We start from the raw sequence: 20,020 nt of genomic DNA, 5'->3' as shown, positions 1-20,020 counted from the left end.
AATATCTAGGGATGCTAACTAACTAACTGACTTTTCCTATTTTCGGAGGAATGCCGGCCAGGCCCTCGCCGTTCGATCCAGCATGACCACTGTGGGAATCATCGGAGCAGGAAACATCGGCCAGGCGCTCGCGCGGGGCTTCGTGAAGCACGGATACGACGTCGTGATCGCGAATTCCCGAGGTCCCGAGACGCTCGCGGACTTCGTCGCGGAGCTCGGCGACCATGCCCGTGCGGCGACCGCGCAGGAGGCGGCCGAGGCCGGCGACATCGCGGTCGTCACCGTGCCGCTCAAGGCGTACCGCGACGTCCCGGTCGACGCGCTCCGCGGCAAGACCGTCCTGGACACCAACAACTACTACTGGGAGCGCGACGGGCACATCGCCGAACTCGACGAGAAGCGCACGACCACCGCGCAGATGCTGCAGGAGCACCTGCCGGAGAGCACCGTCGTGAAGGCGTTCAACCACATCGGTGCGGCCGAGATCCTCACGACGGGGTCCCCGGCCGGCACGCCGAACCGTCGCGCCCTCGCGACGGCGAGCGACTCCGACGAAGGCATCGCGCTCATCACCGGCATCTACGACGCGTTCGGCTTCGACACCGTCACCATCGGACCGCTGGCCGACAGCTGGCGCATCGAGCGCGACACCCCCGGATACGGCATCCGCCAGAACCGCGAGGAGCTCGAGCAGAACCTCGCCGCCGCCCAGCGCTGACCCGCGCAGAAGAGCCCGGCCCCGTGACGACGGGGTCGGGCTCTTGTCGTTCCGCGTCAGAGGGCGGCGAGCGCCTGGTCGACGTCGGCCACGAGGTCGTCGGCCGACTCGATGCCCACCGACAGGCGCACGATCGTGTCGGGAACCGCGAGCTCGGTGCCGCGGACGGACGCGTGGGTCATGGCATCCGGGTAGTTGACGAGGGACTCGACGCCGCCGAGCGACTCGGCGAGCGTGAACAGCCGCGTCGATTCCGCGAAGCGGCGCGCGGCGGCGCCGTCGGCGAGCTCGAGCGACACGATGCCGCCGAACGCGCTCATCTGGGCTGCCGCGAGCGCGTGGCCCGGGTGGGACGGGAGTCCCGGGTAGTACACCTTCGCGACGCGGTCGTGGGTGAGCAGGTGCTCGGCGACGGCCTGCGCGTTGAAGCTGTGGCGCTGCATGCGGATGCCGAGCGTCTTGATGCCGCGGGTGGTGAGGTACGCGTCGAACGGCCCCGAGACGGCGCCGGCCGCGAACTGCAGGAACTGCGTCTTCTCCGCGAGGTCGGCGTCGGCGAATGCGAGCGCCCCGCCGACGACGTCGGAGTGACCGCCGAGGTACTTCGTGGCCGAGTGCACGACGACGTCGGCACCGAGGGAGATCGGGCGCTGCAGCGCCGGGGAGGCGAACGTGTTGTCCACGACGACGATCGCGCCGGCCGCGTGGCCGAGGCGCGCGAGACCCGCGATGTCGGTGATCCGCAGCATCGGGTTGCTGGGCGTCTCGACCCAGACCATGCGCGGCGCGCGGTCCTGGATCGCGGATGCCACGGCATCCAGGTCGCTCATGTCGACCACGCGGAGCTTCACGCCCCACGGCCCGAGGACCCGCGCGAGCAGGCGGTAGGTGCCGCCGTACACGTCGTTGCCGAGCAGCACCTCGTCGCCGGGCACGAGCGCCGCGCGCAGCAGCGCGTCCTCCGCGGCGAGGCCGGACGCGAACGAGAGCGCGCGGGCGCCGCCCTCGAGCGCGGCGATCTGCGTCTCGAGCGCCGTACGCGTGGGGTTGCCGCTGCGGCCGTACTCGTACCCGCCGCGGAGGCCGCCGATGCCGTCCTGCGCGTAGGTCGTGGAGAGGTGCACGGGCGGAATCACCGCGCCGGTCGTCGGGTCGAAGGCCTGCCCGGCGTGAACGGCGAGGCTGTCGAAGCCGCGGGCGGCGTCGTGGGTGCTCATGCGGAGTGCTCCTGGGGGTTCGAAACGGGAAGAACGGATGCCACCGGCTCGACGGCGTAGCCGCGCGCCGTCATCCACTGGTCGTCGAAGATCTTGCTGAGGTAGCCGCGGCCGTGGTCGGGGAGCAGGACGACGACGACGGCGTCGGCGGGGAGGTCACGCGCGACGCGCAGCGCCCCGACGACGGCCATGCCGCTCGAGCCGCCGACGAGCAGCCCCTCCTCGCGGGCGAGACGGCGCGTCATCGCGAAGGACTCGGCATCCGACACGCGCTCGTACGCGTCGACCACGGTGGGGTCGAAGGCCGGCGGCCAGAAGTCCTCGCCGACGCCCTCGACGTCGTAGCCGTGGATGTCGTCGCCCGAGTAGATGGAGCCCACCGGGTCGACGCCGACGATGCGCACCGACGTGCCGGCGACCTCGCGCAGGTAGCGTCCGGTGCCGCTGATCGTGCCGCCCGTGCCGACGCCGGTGACGAAGTGCGTGAGGGCGCCCTCGGTGTCGCGCCAGATTTCGGGACCCGTGGTCTCGTAGTGGCTGCGCGGACCGTTGGGATTGGCGTACTGGTTGGGCTTGAACGCGCCCGGGATCTCCCGCACGAGACGATCGGAGACGCTGTAGTACGAGTTCGGATCGTCGGGCTCGACGTTCGTCGGGGTGACGACGACCTCGGCGCCGTAGGCGCGGAGAACCGCGCGCTTGTCCTCCGCGACCTTGTCGGGCACGACGAAGACGCAGCGGTACCCGCGCTGCTGCGCGACGAGCGCGAGGCCGACGCCGGTGTTGCCGCTGGTCGGCTCGACGATCGTGCCGCCCGGGCGGAGCGAGCCGTCGCGCTCGGCGGCGTCGATGATGTTGGCCGCGATGCGGTCCTTGGCGGAGCCGCCGGGGTTGAAGTACTCGATCTTCGCGAGGACCGTGGCGGCGATGCCGTCGGTCACGCGGTTCAGACGGACGAGGGGGGTGTTGCCGACGAGGTCGGCGACGCTCTGGGCGTAACGCACGTTGGAGTCCTGGGGGTCGATGCGCCCGAGGGCGCGGCTGACGGGGTCGTCGAAGAAGAACGCGGGGGCGTTCAGCGACAACAGCGACAGGTCAGCACGCGGTCAGCATACCCGACGATCCGAACGCCCGCGGACCCGGGGGTCACGCGACGGCGCCGAGGAACTCGTCGAAGCTCTGCGCCGGACGCCCGGTGACGGCCTCGACGTCGCCCGAGACGACGGCCATGGCGCCGCTCGCGATCGCGGTGTACGTGGTCACCCACGCCTCCACCTGCCAGGGCGGGGCGCCGTAGACCGCACGCGAGGCGTAGGCGTCGTCGAGCGTCTCGTCGACGTAGCGGACCGGGTGCCCGCGCACCGCCGAGATCTTCTGCGCCACCTCCTCCATCGACAGGGCCTCGGGTCCGGTGAGGTCGTACGTCCGGTCGGCGTGGGCGGCGGGGTCGAGGAGCACCGCGACCGCGGTGGCCGCCACGTCGGACCGCGACACCAGCGAGCAGCGTCCGTCGCCCGCGGGGCCGCGGATGACGCCGTCGTCGCCGGCGAAGAGCTCCATCATGTCCATGTAGAAGTTGTCGCGCAGGAACGTCCACGACATCCCCGAGGCGCGGATGACCTCCTCGGTCACGGCGTGGTCGCGACCGAGCGTGAACACCGCGTCGGGCGCAGCACCGAAGAACGACGTGTAGACGATCGAGCGCACGCCCGCGCGCGCGGCGGCATCCACGAACGTCCGATGGTGGTCCACTCGATCGGCGGACTCGGACGCCGAGACCATGAAGAGCGTCTCGACCCCCGTGAGCGCGGCGACCGCGGCATCCGCGTCCGAATACCCGGCGACGTGGACCTCGGCCCCCTCGAGCTCGGGGGCGCGAGACGCGTCCCGCACGAGGAGGCGCTGCGGAATGCCGCGCGCGGCGAGGTCACGCGCCACACGCCCTCCCACGGCACCGGTGGAACCGGTCACGGCGATCACGGGCTGCGCGGTCATGCATCCTCCGAGGGGCGAGAGTCGGTCCTCTCAGCGTATTGCGCCCCGGCCCGGGGCGGCCGCGAGAACGCTCAGGATCGCGGAGCGACCAGCCGGGCGACCCGGACCCGCACGGTGTCCGTCGGGGCGCCCGCTCCCGCCTGACGCACCGCCTCGGCGACGGCGGATGCCACGGCGGCACTGTCGTCGTCGCTCGAGACGCCGATGCAGACGGTGACGTCGCGCGCCCCCGCCTTCTCGTCGACAGCCGCGAGCGATCCCTCGACCTCCGCCATGCGCTCGTAGGCGCGCGCCACGACCGGGCGCGCGGAGTACGACTCGCGGACACCGGCGACCGCCGTCACGGCCAGATCGATGCGCGGGGCCAGTTCGGCAGCGGTCTCGGTCATCACTCGTCCTCCCGATCGATGTGCACGTCGCCCACGGTGACGTCTACGCGGCCGACCCTCAGGTCTCCATGCCGTTCGACCGCGGCGCGGATGCCGTCCCGCATGCGGTCCACGGCGTCCTGCATCGGGTAGCCGAACAGCACGCTCACGGTCACCCGCACGTCGAGCGGGGCCGTGGGCTCGGGCTGGTCGATGCGCACGCGCCCGACGAGGACCCCCTCGACCTCGTCACCGACGGTGCGGATGAGCTCGTAGAGCGCGCCCTCCGTCACGACCAGCTGCGTTCCGTCCTCGGTCCGGGCGAGCGGAATGTCGCGGCCGGCGCGGAACTCGCGCATCACCTCGCGCATGATCTCGTCGTACCAGGACTCCGCGAGCGGTTCCGCGGCCTGCGCGTCGACGATCTCGCGGGACAGTCGTCCCATTCGCTCCATGGATGCCATCAGGGCCTGGCACTCGGCATTGCGCTCGATCGCGGGGATCCGGGGGGTGCGCCCTCGATGGAGATAGGCGGAGAGATCCTCGAGCGAGTATCCCGAACCGCCCACGTCGTCGGTCTGGTCGACGTCCTCACTCATGCGATCACCTCCACTCCTGCATACGTTCCAACACGGTCTTGCGCGCCCGGGCGAGGCGGCCGCGGACCGTGGCCGCGGTCTCGCCGACCTCGGTCGCGATCTCGTCGTAGCTGTGGCCGCCGACCTCGCGGAGCACCCACACGACGCGCAGTTCTTCGGGGAGATCGGCCAAGACCTTCTTCAACGCGTCCATCTGCGACGATGCCACAACCGAGCGCTCGGGGTCATCCCCGACCGAGACCATCTCCTCGTCGATCTGCTCCGAGATCTTGCGCGACCGCATCCGATCGGTCACCTTGCGGGACACGATCGTGGTGAGCCAGCTGCGGACCTTCTCGGGATCGGCGAGGTCCGGAAGCCGCCGCCACGCCGTGATCAGGGCCTCCTGCACGCAGTCGTCGGCATCCGCGCGCGAACCGGTCAACTTCGTGGCGAACGCGACCAGGAACGGGGCGTGCCGCCGGACGAGGATGCCGAAGGCGATCTGATCACCGTCAGCCGCGCGCGACGCGAGGAACGCGTCGGTCGCGGAGGACAAAGAGGTCATGCCAGTTCCTGTCAGCATCAGCCGGGGCGAGATCGTGACGGTTCACGAACCCGGCTCGTCCCCAAAGCGAAGCACCCCGACTCGTGCGCGAACCGGCGCTTGACGGAATGACCTTCTCACGGCTAGATCCCCGACCGACGCGAGCCGGCAGACTTTCACCCCCGAACCGCCCCGCCGCTACCGAGCGCCGGTAACGTCGAGCGCACACCCCCGACCGAAGGACGCCCATGCGCATCGCCCTCACCGGATCATCCGGCAAACTCGGCACCGTCGTGGCGCGCGAACTGCGCGCGGCCGGACACGAGGTCATCGGCCTCGACGTCCGCGGCGAGCGCGGCCCGGGGTTCGTGCAGGTCGAACTCACCGACTACGGACAGGTCATCGACGCGCTCGCGGGCGTCAACGACCAGCACGACGGCGTCGACGCGCTCGTGCACCTCGGCGCGATCCCGGCACCGGGCCTCCGCTCCGATGTCGCGACCTTCCACAACAACATGGTCAGCACGTTCAACGTGTTCTGGGCCGCCGTCCGGCTCGGCATCCACCGCATCGTCTACGCCTCCAGCGAGACGGTGCTGGGCCTGCCGTTCGACATCGACCCGCCGTACATCCCCGTGGACGAGGAGTACGCGCCCCGCCCCGAGTCGGTGTACTCGCTGGTGAAGGTGCTCGAGGAGCACCTCGCCACCGAGCTCGTGCGCTGGCATCCCGAGCTGTCGATCACCGCGCTGCGATTCTCGAACGTGATGGTCCCCGAGGACTACGCCGAGTTCCCCTTCGACGCCGACGCCCGGACCCGCAAGTGGAACCTGTGGGGGTACATCGACGCACGCGACGGCGCGCAGGCGGTGCAGCGGGCGCTCGAGAACGCCCCGGCCGGCTTCGACCGCTTCATCATCGCCGCCGCCGACACCGTGATGACGCGGCCTGACGCAGAGTTGGTCGCCGAGGTCTTCCCCGACGTCGAGACGCGAGGCGACCTGAGCGGCACCGAGACCCTGCTCTCGATCGAGAAGGCGCGGCGCCTGCTCGGGTACGAGCCGCAGCACTCCTGGCGCGACCACCGCTGACGCGGTACCGCACCCCTGGCGCGATGTCGGGGGCTGAGCGTACGGTGATCCCACTCGGCCGGAGGAAGGTTCCGGCACACCGTGACGCAGTGGCATCCGATCCTCGCCGCCGTCGAGGGCCCCACCGGTACGTGGCGCATGGTCGACCCGCACGGGCACGAGTACGGACGCGTCGAGATCCGGCGCGTCCCGCCCGGCGACCGGGTCGTGTACAAGGCCGTGCACGGCGACGAGGTCATCGGGTGGGCGACGACGTTGCGACTCGCGTGCTTCAAGGTGCACATGGCGTTCCTGTCGTCGCTGCGTCCCGGCGGCGGACCCGCAGCGGACTGGGGAGAACTCACCGGGAATGGCCGTCGAGCGCTGGAATGAACTGCGCAAAGAATCGGAAAATTTCGTTTCCGGCCGATTGATAGTTCATTCAGTACATTTGTTCATGTTTCCGCCACCGTTCATTTCGCGCCGGACTCCCATTGATGCCACGATGGGCGAAGGAGGAAATGAATGGCACGCGCACGAACCATCACGCACGGATACCGTCTCGCAACCGGGTGGGAAAAGATCGACCGGCGTCCCCTGACGCCCGAGGCCGCCGCAGAGCTGCGATCCCACGGATACACGATGGTGATGGCCAAGCGGGGTCTTTTGAACTCCCGAGAGTTCTCGCTCTACCAGCCGCTTCCGCCGTACTGAAACAAATTATTCTGCCCCAAAAAGAATCTCGGCCAAGAAGTTAATCTCGCGAAGGAAATTGCTTTACCGGCGCCGTGCGAATACTCCACGGAAACCCGCAGTGGGAAGGCGCAGCGTCATCGTCGTTCCCCTGTCGGACGTCGTGGCGACGCGGGCGGAGCCGCCGTACCGCGCCACCGCATCCTGCACGAGAGACAACCCGATGCCGAAGCCGCTGCGGGAGGACCCTCCGCCGTCGACCACGTTCGCCGAACGCGCGAAGCGCTCGAACACCCGATCCGGGGCGATTCCCTGAATGCCGGGACCCTCGTCGGCGACGTCGATGCGCACGTCACGGCCCTCCCGCCGAACGGCCACGAGCACCATCCCGCCCGGGGGTGAATGCTTCACCGCGTTGTCGATCAGAGCGATCACCGCGCGCTGCAGACTCGCCGCGGGCATGGCCGCGAAGAGGTCGTGATCGTGGGGTCCGCTGACCAGATCCACCCCGCGATGACGCGCCAGGATGACCATGGTCGACACCGCGGATTCGACGACCTCGACGACCGCCGCGGGTTCGAACGCCGTGCCGGTGGGGATCTCGACCGATTCCAGGAGATCCCCCACGACACCGATCAGCGTGCGGGAATCCGCGCGGAGCCGGCCGACCACCTCCGCGTTGGGGTCCGCGGGGCCGAGGGAGCGCTCGAGCAGTTGGAGTCTGGCATCCAGGATCGCGAGAGGGGTCCGCAGCTCGTGGGAGGCATCCGCGACGAACTCTCGCTGGCGCCGGAGGGCGTCGACGAGCGGTCGCACGGCCCTGCGGGTGACGAGCCACCCGAGGATCCCCGCGGACGCGATCGCACACGCGCCGATTGCGACGGCGCCGAGCAGGATGTCGATGCCGTCGACATCGACGAGGGTGGTGTGCCGACCCGGGTGCAGCAGATCCGTCAGGCGAACCTGGGTCAACACCACGGAGAACGCCGCCACGATCACCGCCAGCACCAGCACCGAGACGGCCACCGTGATCGTGAGCGCCACGCGCCGGGCGGCCGTGCGGACGAGACGTGCATCGGCGTCGGCGGTACGGATCACAGCAGCCCCAACCGGTAGCCGCGTCCGCGGACCGTCTGCACGATCGCGGGGTCGGTCTTCTTGCGCAGGTAGTGGACGTACGTGTCGACCGCGCCGGGGGTGTCGTCGGGCGAGAAGACCTCGCGCAGGATGTCCTCGCGCGAGAAGGTCCGCTCGAGGTGGACGGCCAGGAGCCGCAGCAGAGCGTTCTCGCGCTCCGTGAGGATGATGCGGCCGTCGTACGGCGAGTACACCGCGCGAGACTCGGGGTAGAACTCCCACTCCCCCACGCGCACGAACGGCCCCTCGCCGTTGCTGACCCGGCGGATCGCCCGCAGCCGCGCGAAGAGTTCGTCGAACTCGAACGGTTTGACGAGGTAGTCGTTCGCCCCGGTATCCAATCCCCGCACCTTGTCCTGCACGGTGCCGAGCGCCGTGAGGATCAGCATCGGGACGCGGGATCCGGCCCGGCGCAGGGTCTCCACGATCGTGAGCCCGTCGACGGTGGGCAGACGGCGGTCCACGACCACCACGTCGAACGTCCGGGAATCGGCGAGATCGAGCGCCTCGCCGCCGTCCGCGACGAGAGTCACGTCGTACACCTCGTCGAGGACCGTCGCCATCACGGGTCCGAGCTGCTCATCGTCCTCGATCAGCAGCAGCCGGGGGCGGCCGGCGGCGGGTGTGCTCATGTCCTCTGCTCTCCCCGGTCGGACGGGCGACGACGGCTCGCGTCACCCGGAGTCGATCCGGATGCCACGAGCATGCGCCCGCGGCTCTAAGAAAGCACTGATCTGCGCCTCAGGCCAGGGGCAACGGCATCCCGTCCGCGTGATCCGTGCGGCGCGCCGCACGCGGAGCCGCCTGCATGATCGCGACGAGCACGATCATCACCGCCGTCAGGGCGAGCGACACCCACCCGGTTCCGACCCCGACACCGCCCTCGGTGGCGGGCTTGCCGAGCCAGTCCGCCACCGACGCGCCCAGCGGTCGTGTGAGCACGTAGGCGAACCAGAACCCGAACACGCCGGTCCACCAGGCCATCCGCCATCCGATCACCGGGATAACGATGAGCACCGCGAACACGATGATCGAGGGGAAGTACCCGAGGTCGAACGTCACGGCCGTCAGGTCCCCCACGGCCGTTCCGAGGGCGAACGTCGCCACCACGGCCGCCCAGTAGTAGAGCTCGCGTCGGGTCGTGGTGACGTCGTGCATGGACAGCGTGCCCTCGCTTCGCCGCCAGAACACGAAGACCGCCGCGAGGACGACCGCGTACAGCGCCGCCGACGCGAGGTACGGCAGGCCGATCACGACGTGCGCGACGTCGGCCGCCATCGTCCCGAAGACGCCGACCGCCGCGACCGCCAGCCAGTAGGCGACCGGGACGTAGCGGCGGCGTGTCAGCTGCCACGCCAGTGCGACGACGAACAGTACGAACCCGAGCAGCACGGCCACGACCGGATCGAGCGCCCGGATCGAGAAGTCAGACACCGCCTCGCCCAGCGCGGTGGAGGCGGCCTTGGCGATCCAGAACAGCGGCGTGGGGTCCGGGACGCGGGAGGGTCGGGTGCTCGAGGTCATGTCGGGATGATCGCGGAGTGGTTCTCAGACGGCTCTAAGACGGTCGCCGCGTCAGCGCTGCCGTTCGTCGATGCGAGCCCGTAGCGTCGACGCGCGTAGGAGGCATCCACCGCGCCCCACTTCGCCCACGAAGCAGAAGTGCCCTGCGCGCAGCTACTCCGATGCCGCCCGAAATCTGTGCACGAGTTCGCGATAGACCCAAGCACTCGCTTTGGGTGTTCGCGTGAAGGTTTCGCGATCCACGGAGTAGAGCCCCAGCTTCGGCTCGTACCCGAAGATCCACTCGTACCCATCCAACAGCGTCCAGTGACAGTAGCCGAGGACGGGCAGGCCGCCGGCCACGGACGTCGCCAACGACTCGAGGGATGATCGGAGGAAGCCGACACGAATACGGTCGTCCGGTGTGCTGATCCCGTGTTCCGTCACGAGTACGGGAACGCCACTGACCTCGTGGGCCCACGCGACTGCCTCGCGGAGCGAGTCCGGCTCGACCGCAGTCCCGCCGCCGTTTCGCACCGCACCCGGCAGCGGCGGGACGAGACCGTTCGGTCCGTAGACGAGACGCTCATAGTTCTGCACGCCGACGAAATCATCCGACCGCGCGAGGCGGAGCCAATAGTCGTACACCTCGGCCCGCTTGCGATCGCGGAGCGCCTCGCCCCCCGCTTCGGCAACGTCATCGCACATCGCAAGCGAGAGCCCCACCGGCAGATCGGGGCGCCGGGCCTTGATCGCCGCGACGGCCGCTTCGTGTGCGTGGGTGATTCCTGCGCGCACATCCGAGAAATCCTCCCGGAGGACGACGTTGCCTGCCCTGTAGGCGGGCACCCCGGCGAGAGCGGCCGCCGCAGCGAGCGTCGCCTGCTTGGCTTCCTCCCACTGGGGAGGCAGTTCCGCCCACTCCAGCATCTCTCCGAGATTCGGCTCGTTGAACGTCACGGCGTACCCGATGCGGTCGCCGAAGCGCTCCATCAGAGCGGCGCAGTACCGAGCGAAGGAACGGGCGGCATCCGGTGAGCACCACCCGCCTTTCGCGGCAAACCAGTGCGGCAGAGTGAAGTGATTGAACGTCACGATGGGAGTCAGTCCGCGAGCGACGCATCCGTCGATGATCGCCTCGTAATGGTCGAGAACCCGATCTCGGAAGATTCCCTCGCGGGGCTCGACCCTCGCCCACTCGACCGAGAATCGATACGCGTTCAGGTTCATCCCCGCGACCAGATCGAGGTCGGTCTCCCAGAGCTCCCACGCGTTGGTGGCCTTGCCGGAGCGCTCTGCGAACACGGTGGGAACGAGATTCTCGAGGAACCAGACGTCGCTGTCGACGTTGTCCCCCTCCGTCTGATGCCCGGAGGTCGACACACCCCACAGGAAGGAAGACGGAAAGAGCTGCTGGTCGGTCATGCGTGTGTGCCTCGAGAGTCAGATCGTGCGGGCGAAGGGATCGAAATCAAGAGAGACGGTGGGTACCCGTGGCATCCGGCTCTCGAGGCTCACGAAAGCACCGGTTCGCGCAGATTCTTCGGCGCTGAGCAGGATGTCGAGGACGTGCCGGGCGACCTCACCGGACGCGATATGGGGCCGACCCTCGACGATCGCCCGCGCCATGTCGACAAGACCTACTCCGCGTCCGGCGGGCGTACCGATCGCGGGGATCTCCATCCAGTGCTGGTCGAAGGTGTCGCCGTCGCGAAAGCTCTTCAACGGCTTCAGGTACGCCGACGACCCGTCGAACGTGTTCGGGTCGGGTAACCGGATCGAGCCGTCGGTTCCGTGGATCTCGACGACGCCGCGCCTCTCGAGTGCGGAGTCGAAGCTGAACAGGCTTTGGCCGTGCGCGCCCGACTCGAAGACGCTCAACACGTGGAACGTCGTCGGTACCTCCACGGCGAAGGTGGCCCCGGCGCGCGATCCACTGCGGACGACTCTCTCCTCTCGCGCGATCATCCCCGCGGCCGCGACCCGATCCACCGGCCCGAGGATCCCGACGAGGGCGCTGAAGTAGTAGGGCCCCATATCCAGCAACGGGCCACCGCCCCGGGCGAACAAGAACTCCGGGCTGGGATGCCAGACGTCCGGGCCTTGCGTCTGAAAGGTCGCACCGGCGAAGAGAGGAGTTCCGATCACGCCCTGGTCGATGGCGCGTCGAGCTGCCCGGAACCCGGGGCCGAGCACGGTGTCGGGGGCGCAGCCCACCCGCACGCCCGCGTCATCGGCTGCGTGGAGCAGTTCGTCGACGCTCCGCCTGTTGAGTCCGATGGGTTTTTCACTCCAGACGTGTTTTCCCGCGGCGATCGCTCGGGATGAGATCTCGATGTGTGCGGCGGGCACCGTGAGGTTCACTACGATCGCGACATCGGGGTGAGCAAGGACATCTTCTGGGTTGCCCCACTGCGAGATTCCGTGGGCCTCCGCCTTGACCTGCGCTCGTTCGACGGTTCGGTCACCGACGATCACCACGTCGATGTCCGGGTAGGAGGCGAGATTGCTCAGGTAGGTGTCGCTGATCACACCGCATCCGATGACCCCGACGCCGACGGCGCTCATTCGCCGACTCCAGGCCGGTCGGTCCGATCGTGCGGTATCGGCATGCCGGCCGAATCCCCGCCCTGCCGTTGCCCGTGAGCGGACCGCATCGCTTCGGGGAAGAAGGAGAGTGGAGGTGTCATGACGTCCTTTGTTCGTGGTGGCCGGGGTCCGCGACGCGGGCGGCGCCGGCGACCGGAGGCGCGCTCGGGGCGGAGACGGACCGCTCGTCCTTCTCTGGCGGGGAGTCCGTCACGGACGGGTGCTCCGCCTCCAATCGAGTCCGCGGTGTGGACACGATCTCGGGCGGAGCGAGAAGCGCTTCAGCGATGATCCGTCGCGGGTCGTACTGTCGGGGGTCCAGGGACTTCCAGTCGTCGAAGTCCGTGCCGAGTTCACCCCGCGCTCGGTCTTTCGCTCGATCCGTGAAGTCCCGCAGCTGCCGCACGGTCCGTCCCAACCACGCCGAGGCTGCCGTCAGCCGCGTGGGGCCGAGGAGAAATGCCGCGAGGATCAGCAAGACGAAGAGCTTGGTGCCGTCGACACCGAACATCACGCACCCCCCTGGATCAGCTCAGGCAGCATGACCGTTGGCGAGAGAACCCGAGCGCGCCGCTTGTCGTTGAGTCCCGCCACGCCCGCGGCAACGAGATACAACAGCACCATCGGGGCGGCCAGCAACAGCATCGACAGAACGTCGGCGGCCGGCGTGGCAAGCGCCGTGAAGCACGTGATCGCCAGGATGACGTAGCGCCACGAGCGGATGATCGCGCCGGCGCTCATCACTCCCACCATGTTCAGCAGCACGAGCAGGAGAGGGAGAACGAAGGCGACCCCGACGATCAGCGTCAATCTGAGGATGAAGTCGACGTAGCTGCGCGCATTGAGGATGGAGCTGGAATCGGCCGGCGCGAATCCGATCAGCAAGGCGATCATGTGGGGCAGGACGAGCCACCCCGCCACGCACCCCGCCAGGAACAACGGCACCGCCGCTCCGACGAAGCCGAGGGCGTACATCTTCTCGCGACGATTCAACGCGGGGACGATGAAAGCCCACAGCTGATAGAGCCAGACCGGAGAGGAGAGGATCACTCCGACGGTGAAGGCGATCTGGAGACGGAGGTCGAACGCGGAGGTGATCTCGCCGAAGTTCAGTGTGGCGAGCCTCCGCTGGTCCGTCGCCGCGAGAAGGGCCTGGACCGACGCGAGAATGGTGTCCGAGAGGACGAAGCCGGCGACCATGCCGGCGATGAGCGCTAACGCCGCGATGGTCAGCCGCTTGCGGAGCTCGGCGAGGTGGGCGCCCAGACTCATCCGCCCGTCCGCCTCCGCGCGGTTGCGCGTCGTCCCGAACACCGCCCTCAGACCTCGGCGCTGCCCGGACGCGACGTCGCGCGGGATTCGGGAGCGGGAGACGAAGGCGCCTCCGCGAGGGTCGCCGGTGCCTCGTCGGCATCCGGACCACCGGAGCGAAGGTCCTTCGTCTCCGACTTGAAGATCCGGACGGATTGGCCGAGGCTGCGGGACAGCGCGGGCAGTCGGGTCGCTCCGAAGAGCAGCAGGATGACGGCCAAGATGATCAGCAGGTGCCAACCGGACATATTCGCGAACATGATTCGACTCCTTTGTACGAGATGTGTGGGCGGTGCGAGGTCATCGCCCGGCGAGCGAACCGCCGATTCCTCCGACACTGAAGAACCGGTTCAGCGCGGCGAAGACGACGACGGGTGGAAGCATCATGACGACCGCGATGGCCATCACCGATCCCCAGTCGGTCGCGTTCTGTTGAAAGAACGTCTGGATGCCGATGGGGAGGGTGAAGTTGCCCTCGGATCGGAGGAACACCACCGCGACGAGGTAGTCGTTCCACGAGAGCAGGAACGTGAAGATCGCCGTGGACAGGATGCCGGGCAGGCTGTTCCGAAGAACGATCCGAGCAAAGCTGCCGAAGACGGAGGCGCCATCGATCCACGCGGCCTCCTCGAGGCTGATCGGGATCGAGTCGAAGTACGACGCCATCATCCAGGTGGCGACGGACATGCTCATGCCGACGAAGATGATCATCACGCCGAGCAAGCTGTCCGCCAGTCCAAGGTTGGCGAAGAGCACGAACAGGGGGATCACGGCCGTGATGACCGGAAGCGACTGGATCACGAACAGCAGCAGGGAGTACCCCGACACGAGCCTGCCGCGTCCCCGGGAGAGGACGTAACCGGCCGGTGCGGCCACGGCGACCGCGACGACGACGGTTCCCAGAGAGACCAACAAGCTGTTCATCAGCCACGTCGGGGTCAGCGATGTGGAGAGGATGCGAGCGAAATTGTCGAGAGTGAAGCCGCTCTGACCCGTCACGGCACCGCCCGGGGTCAGGGAGAGGCCGATCACGACGAGGATGGGGACGAGAACGACGGCGGTGACGACGAGGACCGCGGCGAAGCGCCACCATTGGCCCCGCAGCTCCGCCTCCTGGGGCGGGATGGACGCGGCTCGACGTCGCAGCAGGATCGTCCGTGTGGTCGCTGCGTCGGACGTGGGCGGAGACGACAGCGGAACCTGCGCAAGATTGCTCATTCGACGCTCGACTTTCTGATCTGGCGGTACAGGAGCACGGAGACGACCACCAGGACGAACGTCATCATGAACGAGATGGCCACACCGGATCCGGTGTCGAAGTTCTGGAAGACGGTGCGGTAGGCCAGCACCGTCAACGTGGTGGTCGCGTCCACGGGACCACCCGCCGTCAAGAGATAGATGGTGGGGAAGTCATTGACGCAGAAGATGGTCATGAGGATCCAGCTGATGTAGGTGGACCTGGCGATCAGGGGCAGCGTGATCTGCGTGAATTGCTGCCACTTGTTGGCGCCATCCATCCCGGACGCCTCGTACACGGTCGTGTCGACGGCCGCCAGCGCTGCGCTGCTCATCATCATCATGAACGGGAAGCTCACCCAGATCTTGAAGAGGCAGACGGTCACCTGAGCGAGGACGGGATCGGCCAGGAAGTACACGTCACCGAACCCGATCGCGCGCGCCAGGGTCGGCAGCGGGCTCTGGGGCGTCGCCACGAGCCAGTTCCACGATGTCGCCGACACGACGACGGGCACCACCCAGGGGAGCAACAGCAGGACCTTGAAGGTTCCCCGCGCCGGAATGCGCGTGCGCAACAAGAGCGCCAGCCCGAGCCCGACGGCCCACGAACCGAACACCCCCGCGATCGTGAACACCAGGGTGAACCCTGTCGCTTTCCAGAAGGCGGGCGAGGTGAGCGCGTCCGTGTAGTTCTGGAAACCCACGAAGTTTCCGGACGCAATCAGTGAGCCGTCGTTGACGGATTGCTGTGCGCCGATCACCAACGGATAGGCGTTGATGAGCACGAGGAGCAGCACCGACGGCAGGATGAGCCCCGCGTAGGTGCGTCGCGTCTGCGCCTCGATCGTGCTCTTGCGCCGCCGTCGGCCGGCCCCGCTTCCGGAAGATGCGACGCCTTCTCGCGCGCGCTGCACCGGTGTCGGGCGCTTCTGTATGGTCTCCATCGCTGTTGCTCCCCGATGTGGTTAAGCGAGTTCCTTTTCCAGCGCGGACTGGAACGTCTGCAGGGCGCTCTTGGCGTCGGTCTTGCCTGCGAGCATCGTCTGCGTGAACTGCGTGATCGATTGGCCGCCGTCGACGACGGCGAGACCCGCGAAGAGCGTGTCGGAGAGCGTGGCGTAGGGCTTGCTCACGGGCTGCCACTCGTCGATGATCTTCACCCACTGGGTGTTCGCCTGGAACGCCTCACTGGCGACGATGGACTTCAGGACCGGCAGGGCGTTGATCAGGCCCTGATCCCAGAACACGTGGATGCCGTCGAGATAGGCCTCGAGGAACGCCTCGGAGCCCTCCTGGCTCGGGGTGTTCGTGTACATCATGAGGTTGTTGACGAACGCGAGCGTGCCCTTGTTGCCGGAGTACGAGCTGACCGGCGAGGCGACGAAGAGATCCTCATCACCGTTGAGGGTGTTCTGCAGTCCCGCGGAGTTCCATCCCAGACCGATGCGCTTGTCGGCCCACTGCGACTGCAGGTTGTCCGAGGTGTAGGTGAGCGCAGCCGGGTCGATGGCCCCCGCCGCGGACAGCTCGAGCACGAACTCCATCGCCTCGATGTTCGCATCGGTGACGAGATCGGGCTTCCCCTCGGCGTTGAAGATGCCGCCGCCGTTGTTGATCATGAGCGAGGCCATCAGGTGGTTGCCGAGGTTGTTCCCCGCACCGGCGCCGGTACCGAGGCCCACCACGCCGATCTTGGCCAGGGCCTTGGCCGCCTCCAGGTAGGACTTCCAGTCGGTAGGAACGTCCACGCCCGCCTGATCGAGCAGCGACTTGCGGTACCAGAGCACCCGGATGTCGGACTGCCACGGCACGGCTGCGTATCCCTTCGCGGTCTTCATGGACTCGACCGTCCCGGGAAGGAAGTCATCGAGCTTCCCACTGCTGCGGAGCTTGTCGATGAGATTGTCCGCATAGGCGATCGCGCCCTGGTCGGCGAACTGGAACGCCTGGAAGCCGGATCCGCTGCTGACGGCGGGGCCCGTCTTGGATGCGATCGCGGAAGAGAAGGTCTGGTAGAAGTTGTTCCACGGGAGCGACTGGTAGGTTGCGGCGGGCAGCCCGTTCTTGGCGGCGTACGACTCGGTCAGCTTCTTCGCTGCGTCACCGTAGGCCGCGGGTCCCCATTGCATGTCCCAGAACTTCAGTGCTCCCCCGGCGGCACCGCCGCCGCCCGCTGCGCCCGGAGCACACGCGGCGAGAATCGGGACAGCCGCGGCGACCCCGGCGAGGCCGAGGAAACCGCGCCGTGTGAGCGTTGCGGAAGTGGAGGTGTTCATCTTTGGACTCCTTGATCTGTCGGGTGGTGTGGAAGATCGGCGATCGGGTGATCACCGGTTGTAGGACGGTTCGCCCAGGAGGGCGACGACCTCGGAGAAGTCGGCGAGGTCGTCGGTGACCTCGCGGGCCCGGACGGCTCGGGCGAGCCGCCGCCACGAGGCGCGGTGCGGGGACTCCCACACGGTCGGCTGCAGCGTCGCGCCGGAGGCATCCACCGTCGTCACGAGAGCCGGCCGGGCACTGGCCGAGGATGGCAGGTGCAGACGGAGGCCTCCGCCCGATGTCACGACCTTGACCGTCGCTGCCGCGGCTCCCGCCGGCGCGACGTTCACGCTGAACGTGAGGGGGGACGAGGCCGTGCGTCCGACGGCGAGGATCGCGTTCGGCCCCTGCTCGACCAGGTTCGGCTTCGGGATCGGTCCGAACAGCGCCCGCGCGACGACCAGCTGGCAAAGAAGGCCTTCGGCGAGATCCGCCGATCGCTCCACGGCGGCTGCGACGTCGACGAGGACCGGTGCGGACGTCTCGGAGAGGGCCGCCCGAGCGCCGAGGATGGCGGGACTCGACGCCCAGCCGTGATCCAGGACCACGGGTACCCCACGGGCGACCGCGAGCACCGACTCGTCCGCGGATTCCGCGACGGGTGCGACGACGAGGACCCCGCGAGCCCCGCGCTCTGCGGCTTCCGCAACGCGCTGCGGCCATCCCTCCGCGCCGTCGATCGCGTGAAGATCGGCGTCGCGCCCGTGGGGTGCAAGGGCGAGCGACACCGGCAGCGCGGCGACCGACCAGGCGACCGCTCCCCGAGCGGATGCCTTCGGCTCGGCGCGGACGGTGAGAGGAGAGGTCATGACGTGTACTCCCGTCGCACGAGGTCGGCCGCGTCACCCGCGATGGCGAGGGCGAATCGGAGATCGTCGATGAGATGGCGCGGGTCGATCGGTACCGCTTCTCGACGGGCGAGTCTGCCGACGTACTCCCACTCCCCCTCGTAGCCGTTCGAGAGAAACGGCCCGTAGGTCCGCGAACCGTCCTCGGTACGGATCTCCGCCGTGGCGGATCCGCCGTGGACGTACGAGGGCGTGAAGGTCAGCGTCAGCGCCGTCGACGCGCCGATGACCTCCAGCGTCCAGTCGGGTTCCCACGTGGAGGTCATCGCCGCCTGGAGATCGAAGATCCGCCCGCCCGCACTGCCGGACACGGCGTACCCACCGGGCAGGAGCTCGGCTCGGGAGACGCGGAGGTCGTCGAAGGCGGGGAGGAACTGGCGGACGAGGGGCAGATCGTGGATCGCGAGCCCCATGAGCCATCCCTCCAGCGACCGGGCGGCCGACTCCGCGTCGAGCTCGCCGCGCGCGGCGGGGGCGAGGCGTTCGACGACCTCGGTGGCGACGTCCTCGAACCGCTCGTTGAGCGGCAGGACGATCGAGGAGCGGATCGTGTGCGCCTCGTCGATCAGCGGCATCCAGGAGACCTCCGACGCCAACCAGCCGGGATCGAACGTGTGCATGGCCCCGACCACGATGGGGACACCCGTCTCGGCGGAGACGTCCGCGATGGCGGTGGCCTCGTCGCTCGTCACGGCGAACGGCTTCTCGCACAGGACGGCGCGAACACCGCTGCGGCACGCCGCGATGACCTGCTCGGCGTGGAACGCGGACGGGCTGCAGATGGCAACCACATCGATCTCGTCGCCGTCGAGGAGGTCGTCGATCCTCGTGGTGGCGCGAGCCCCGACTCGTCCGGCGACGGACTCGGCCACGGCGGGATTGACGTCCATGATCGTGTGCACCCGGAACTCGTCGGTCATGCGCGAGAGCGTCGGGAGGTGGATCGCCTGCGTCACGGGTCCCGCGCCGAGGATGCCCACTCGCAGGGGACGCTCGCGCGTCGTGGCGTCGGCCGGGGTCATGGCACTCCTCATTGAGTTCGAAATCTGTACGCTCGGTCAGGTTTCGTGAAGCATAACCACATGGACAGGTTTCGCGCAAGACTGACCTATGATGATGTCCGGGAGGCGATCCGGCGATGACAGACCTCGAGGCGGCAATGGTGCGCGGGCCGTACAAGAACGGTGTCGAGCGCCGGAAGAAGATCGTGGCGGCCGCCGCCGAGCTCTTCGGCCAGTACGGCTACCACGGTGCCTCGCTCCAAGCGATCGCCGATCTGGTCGGCACGACCAAGGCGACGCTCGTCTCCTACTTCGGCAGCAAGGAGGGGCTCCTCATCGCCGTCCTCGACTACTGGCGCCGCGAGTCGTCACCGGAGACGGCGGTCTACCACGGCCTGGACTTCTTCCGCTCGCACATCGCGCTGATGCACTATCACCTCACCCGGCGAGGCCTCATCGAGCTGTTCCTCACCATGTCGGTCGAGTCCTCGCGCGAGGATCATCCGGCGCGTCCCTCCATCCTGGAGCGGCAGGAGACCACCTTCCGCGGGATGGTGACCAACCTCCGACACGCCGTCGCAGCGGGCGAGATTCCGCCGATGCCCGAAGAGCAGATGGAGCGGGATGCACGCCTCCTCATCGCGGTGATGGACGGGATCGAGCTGCAGTGGATCCTCGACCCCCGCGTCGATCTCGAGGGCCTCGTCTGCGCCCACGTCGACGACGCCATCTCGAGATGGTCGGGGACACCCATCGACGAGGTGAGGACCGAAACGGCAGAGTGGCTGGCCCGTCACCGCATCCCCCCGGCGACGGGCTCCACCTCAGCAACAGTGACGCGCTAGCGCTCGCGCCCTCCGGCGATGGATGGACGTCCGGCCGGGGCCGGC

General features: G+C 68.3%; 24 protein-coding genes. 5 read left to right on the top strand and 19 right to left on the bottom strand.

All coding sequences use genetic code 11. The features are described 5' to 3' along the window. Positions 1 to 82: 82 nt before the first annotated feature. Entirely contained in the window at positions 83 to 718 is a 636-nt protein-coding gene (locus AVW09_RS03395) for an NADPH-dependent F420 reductase (protein WP_063256672.1), read from the top strand. 56 nt (positions 719 to 774) lie between these two features. Here AVW09_RS03395 and AVW09_RS03390 read toward each other — a convergent pair whose 3' ends face one another. The 6 genes from AVW09_RS03390 to AVW09_RS03365 all read right to left on the bottom strand — a co-directional run bounded on the left by AVW09_RS03390 (position 775) and on the right by AVW09_RS03365 (position 5,444). After that, a complete protein-coding gene (locus tag AVW09_RS03390) occupies positions 775 to 1,935 on the bottom strand; it encodes a cystathionine gamma-synthase (RefSeq protein WP_063256671.1) in 1,161 nt (386 codons plus the stop codon). Further along, complete coding sequence (locus AVW09_RS03385) at positions 1,932 to 3,020, bottom strand: pyridoxal-phosphate dependent enzyme (RefSeq protein ID WP_231901758.1); 1,089 nt, start codon at positions 3,018 to 3,020, stop codon at positions 1,932 to 1,934. The genes AVW09_RS03390 and AVW09_RS03385 overlap by 4 nt, the downstream gene beginning before the upstream one ends. 61 nt (positions 3,021 to 3,081) lie before the next feature. Continuing rightward, positions 3,082 to 3,930, bottom strand: coding sequence for an SDR family oxidoreductase (locus AVW09_RS03380; protein WP_063256670.1), 849 nt, complete (start codon positions 3,928 to 3,930; stop codon positions 3,082 to 3,084). 71 nt (positions 3,931 to 4,001) lie between these two features. Next, positions 4,002 to 4,319: a hypothetical protein gene (locus AVW09_RS03375; protein WP_063256669.1), complete on the bottom strand. Its 318-nt coding sequence runs from the start codon at positions 4,317 to 4,319 to the stop codon at positions 4,002 to 4,004. Beyond that, entirely contained in the window at positions 4,319 to 4,897 is a 579-nt protein-coding gene (locus AVW09_RS03370; RefSeq protein WP_063256668.1) for a hypothetical protein, read from the bottom strand. The genes AVW09_RS03375 and AVW09_RS03370 overlap by 1 nt, the downstream gene beginning before the upstream one ends. A 4-nt stretch (positions 4,898 to 4,901) precedes the next feature. Beyond that, positions 4,902 to 5,444 (bottom strand): RNA polymerase sigma factor, encoded by a 543-nt coding sequence (locus tag AVW09_RS03365; RefSeq protein WP_063256667.1) that lies wholly within the window; start codon positions 5,442 to 5,444, stop codon positions 4,902 to 4,904. Between the two features lie 227 nt (positions 5,445 to 5,671). Here AVW09_RS03365 and AVW09_RS03360 point away from each other — a divergent pair, with 227 nt between their 5' ends. The 3 genes from AVW09_RS03360 to AVW09_RS03350 all read left to right on the top strand — a co-directional run bounded on the left by AVW09_RS03360 (position 5,672) and on the right by AVW09_RS03350 (position 7,207). Next, positions 5,672 to 6,514 (top strand): NAD-dependent epimerase/dehydratase family protein, encoded by an 843-nt coding sequence (locus AVW09_RS03360; RefSeq protein ID WP_063256666.1) that lies wholly within the window; start codon positions 5,672 to 5,674, stop codon positions 6,512 to 6,514. An 81-nt stretch (positions 6,515 to 6,595) separates the two neighbouring features. Then, positions 6,596 to 6,886 (top strand): hypothetical protein, encoded by a 291-nt coding sequence (locus AVW09_RS03355; protein ID WP_063256665.1) that lies wholly within the window; start codon positions 6,596 to 6,598, stop codon positions 6,884 to 6,886. A gap of 132 nt (positions 6,887 to 7,018) precedes the next feature. Next, on the top strand, positions 7,019 to 7,207 hold the full coding sequence (locus AVW09_RS03350) for a hypothetical protein (protein ID WP_063256664.1): 189 nt from the start codon (positions 7,019 to 7,021) through the stop codon (positions 7,205 to 7,207). Positions 7,208 to 7,270: 63 nt separating this feature from the next. Here the strand turns inward: AVW09_RS03350 and AVW09_RS03345 are convergent, their stop codons facing one another. From AVW09_RS03345 to AVW09_RS03285, 13 genes are all read right to left on the bottom strand, one after another. Beyond that, entirely contained in the window at positions 7,271 to 8,284 is a 1,014-nt protein-coding gene (locus tag AVW09_RS03345) for a sensor histidine kinase (RefSeq protein WP_063256663.1), read from the bottom strand. Next, the gene (locus AVW09_RS03340) at positions 8,281 to 8,955 is read right to left on the bottom strand and encodes a response regulator transcription factor (protein WP_063256662.1); all 675 of its coding nucleotides are present in this window, start codon (positions 8,953 to 8,955) and stop codon (positions 8,281 to 8,283) included. Before AVW09_RS03340 ends, AVW09_RS03345 begins: the two co-directional genes overlap by 4 nt. Before the next feature lie 109 nt (positions 8,956 to 9,064). Next, complete coding sequence (locus tag AVW09_RS03335) at positions 9,065 to 9,847, bottom strand: COG4705 family protein (protein WP_063256661.1); 783 nt, start codon at positions 9,845 to 9,847, stop codon at positions 9,065 to 9,067. 153 nt (positions 9,848 to 10,000) lie between these two features. After that, entirely contained in the window at positions 10,001 to 11,251 is a 1,251-nt protein-coding gene (locus AVW09_RS03330; protein WP_063256660.1) for a glycoside hydrolase family 1 protein, read from the bottom strand. An 18-nt stretch (positions 11,252 to 11,269) separates the two neighbouring features. Continuing rightward, a complete protein-coding gene (locus tag AVW09_RS03325; RefSeq protein WP_063256659.1) occupies positions 11,270 to 12,394 on the bottom strand; it encodes a Gfo/Idh/MocA family protein in 1,125 nt (374 codons plus the stop codon). Positions 12,395 to 12,512: 118 nt separating this feature from the next. After that, positions 12,513 to 12,926, bottom strand: coding sequence for a hypothetical protein (locus AVW09_RS03320; protein WP_197462548.1), 414 nt, complete (start codon positions 12,924 to 12,926; stop codon positions 12,513 to 12,515). Then, entirely contained in the window at positions 12,926 to 13,687 is a 762-nt protein-coding gene (tatC, locus tag AVW09_RS03315; protein WP_063256740.1) for a twin-arginine translocase subunit TatC, read from the bottom strand. Before tatC ends, AVW09_RS03320 begins: the two co-directional genes overlap by 1 nt. A gap of 47 nt (positions 13,688 to 13,734) precedes the next feature. Beyond that, positions 13,735 to 13,986 (bottom strand): Sec-independent protein translocase subunit TatA, encoded by a 252-nt coding sequence (gene tatA, locus AVW09_RS03310; RefSeq protein WP_063256657.1) that lies wholly within the window; start codon positions 13,984 to 13,986, stop codon positions 13,735 to 13,737. Positions 13,987 to 14,026: 40 nt separating this feature from the next. Beyond that, entirely contained in the window at positions 14,027 to 14,944 is a 918-nt protein-coding gene (locus tag AVW09_RS03305) for a carbohydrate ABC transporter permease (RefSeq protein WP_082822795.1), read from the bottom strand. Further along, positions 14,941 to 15,906, bottom strand: a complete 966-nt coding sequence (locus AVW09_RS03300) for a carbohydrate ABC transporter permease (protein WP_063256656.1) — start codon at positions 15,904 to 15,906, stop codon at positions 14,941 to 14,943. Before AVW09_RS03300 ends, AVW09_RS03305 begins: the two co-directional genes overlap by 4 nt. 21 nt (positions 15,907 to 15,927) lie before the next feature. Next, a complete protein-coding gene (locus AVW09_RS03295) occupies positions 15,928 to 17,238 on the bottom strand; it encodes an ABC transporter substrate-binding protein (protein ID WP_063256655.1) in 1,311 nt (436 codons plus the stop codon). A 51-nt stretch (positions 17,239 to 17,289) separates the two neighbouring features. Beyond that, complete coding sequence (locus AVW09_RS03290; protein ID WP_063256654.1) at positions 17,290 to 18,090, bottom strand: hypothetical protein; 801 nt, start codon at positions 18,088 to 18,090, stop codon at positions 17,290 to 17,292. After that, positions 18,087 to 19,151, bottom strand: coding sequence for a Gfo/Idh/MocA family protein (locus AVW09_RS03285; RefSeq protein WP_231901757.1), 1,065 nt, complete (start codon positions 19,149 to 19,151; stop codon positions 18,087 to 18,089). The genes AVW09_RS03290 and AVW09_RS03285 overlap by 4 nt, the downstream gene beginning before the upstream one ends. Positions 19,152 to 19,267: 116 nt before the next feature. Here AVW09_RS03285 and AVW09_RS03280 point away from each other — a divergent pair, with 116 nt between their 5' ends. Then, positions 19,268 to 19,975, top strand: coding sequence for a TetR/AcrR family transcriptional regulator (locus AVW09_RS03280; protein WP_082822794.1), 708 nt, complete (start codon positions 19,268 to 19,270; stop codon positions 19,973 to 19,975). The last annotated feature ends 45 nt before the right edge of the window (positions 19,976 to 20,020 follow it).

Source organism: Microbacterium sp. T32 (genome assembly GCF_001619615.1).
GTDB lineage: Bacteria > Actinomycetota > Actinomycetes > Actinomycetales > Microbacteriaceae > Microbacterium.
Note: the sequence above shows the minus strand (reverse complement) of the source record. Positions and strands in the feature narration are given on the sequence as shown.

Coding starts and splice junctions, on each gene's coding strand:
- AVW09_RS03395 (WP_063256672.1), top strand. CDS start 83: ATGACCACTGTGGGAATCATCGGAGCAGGAAACATCGGCCAGGCGCTC.
- AVW09_RS03390 (WP_063256671.1), bottom strand. CDS start 1,935: ATGAGCACCCACGACGCCGCCCGCGGCTTCGACAGCCTCGCCGTTCAC.
- AVW09_RS03380 (WP_063256670.1), bottom strand. CDS start 3,930: ATGACCGCGCAGCCCGTGATCGCCGTGACCGGTTCCACCGGTGCCGTG.
- AVW09_RS03375 (WP_063256669.1), bottom strand. CDS start 4,319: ATGACCGAGACCGCTGCCGAACTGGCCCCGCGCATCGATCTGGCCGTG.
- AVW09_RS03370 (WP_063256668.1), bottom strand. CDS start 4,897: ATGAGTGAGGACGTCGACCAGACCGACGACGTGGGCGGTTCGGGATAC.
- AVW09_RS03365 (WP_063256667.1), bottom strand. CDS start 5,444: ATGACCTCTTTGTCCTCCGCGACCGACGCGTTCCTCGCGTCGCGCGCG.
- AVW09_RS03360 (WP_063256666.1), top strand. CDS start 5,672: ATGCGCATCGCCCTCACCGGATCATCCGGCAAACTCGGCACCGTCGTG.
- AVW09_RS03350 (WP_063256664.1), top strand. CDS start 7,019: ATGGCACGCGCACGAACCATCACGCACGGATACCGTCTCGCAACCGGG.
- AVW09_RS03340 (WP_063256662.1), bottom strand. CDS start 8,955: ATGAGCACACCCGCCGCCGGCCGCCCCCGGCTGCTGCTGATCGAGGAC.
- AVW09_RS03335 (WP_063256661.1), bottom strand. CDS start 9,847: ATGACCTCGAGCACCCGACCCTCCCGCGTCCCGGACCCCACGCCGCTG.
- AVW09_RS03330 (WP_063256660.1), bottom strand. CDS start 11,251: ATGACCGACCAGCAGCTCTTTCCGTCTTCCTTCCTGTGGGGTGTGTCG.
- AVW09_RS03325 (WP_063256659.1), bottom strand. CDS start 12,394: ATGAGCGCCGTCGGCGTCGGGGTCATCGGATGCGGTGTGATCAGCGAC.
- AVW09_RS03320 (WP_197462548.1), bottom strand. CDS start 12,926: ATGTTCGGTGTCGACGGCACCAAGCTCTTCGTCTTGCTGATCCTCGCG.
- tatC (WP_063256740.1), bottom strand. CDS start 13,687: ATGAGTCTGGGCGCCCACCTCGCCGAGCTCCGCAAGCGGCTGACCATC.
- tatA (WP_063256657.1), bottom strand. CDS start 13,986: ATGTTCGCGAATATGTCCGGTTGGCACCTGCTGATCATCTTGGCCGTC.
- AVW09_RS03305 (WP_082822795.1), bottom strand. CDS start 14,944: ATGAGCAATCTTGCGCAGGTTCCGCTGTCGTCTCCGCCCACGTCCGAC.
- AVW09_RS03300 (WP_063256656.1), bottom strand. CDS start 15,906: ATGGAGACCATACAGAAGCGCCCGACACCGGTGCAGCGCGCGCGAGAA.
- AVW09_RS03295 (WP_063256655.1), bottom strand. CDS start 17,238: ATGAACACCTCCACTTCCGCAACGCTCACACGGCGCGGTTTCCTCGGC.
- AVW09_RS03290 (WP_063256654.1), bottom strand. CDS start 18,090: ATGACCTCTCCTCTCACCGTCCGCGCCGAGCCGAAGGCATCCGCTCGG.
- AVW09_RS03285 (WP_231901757.1), bottom strand. CDS start 19,151: ATGACCCCGGCCGACGCCACGACGCGCGAGCGTCCCCTGCGAGTGGGC.
- AVW09_RS03280 (WP_082822794.1), top strand. CDS start 19,268: ATGACAGACCTCGAGGCGGCAATGGTGCGCGGGCCGTACAAGAACGGT.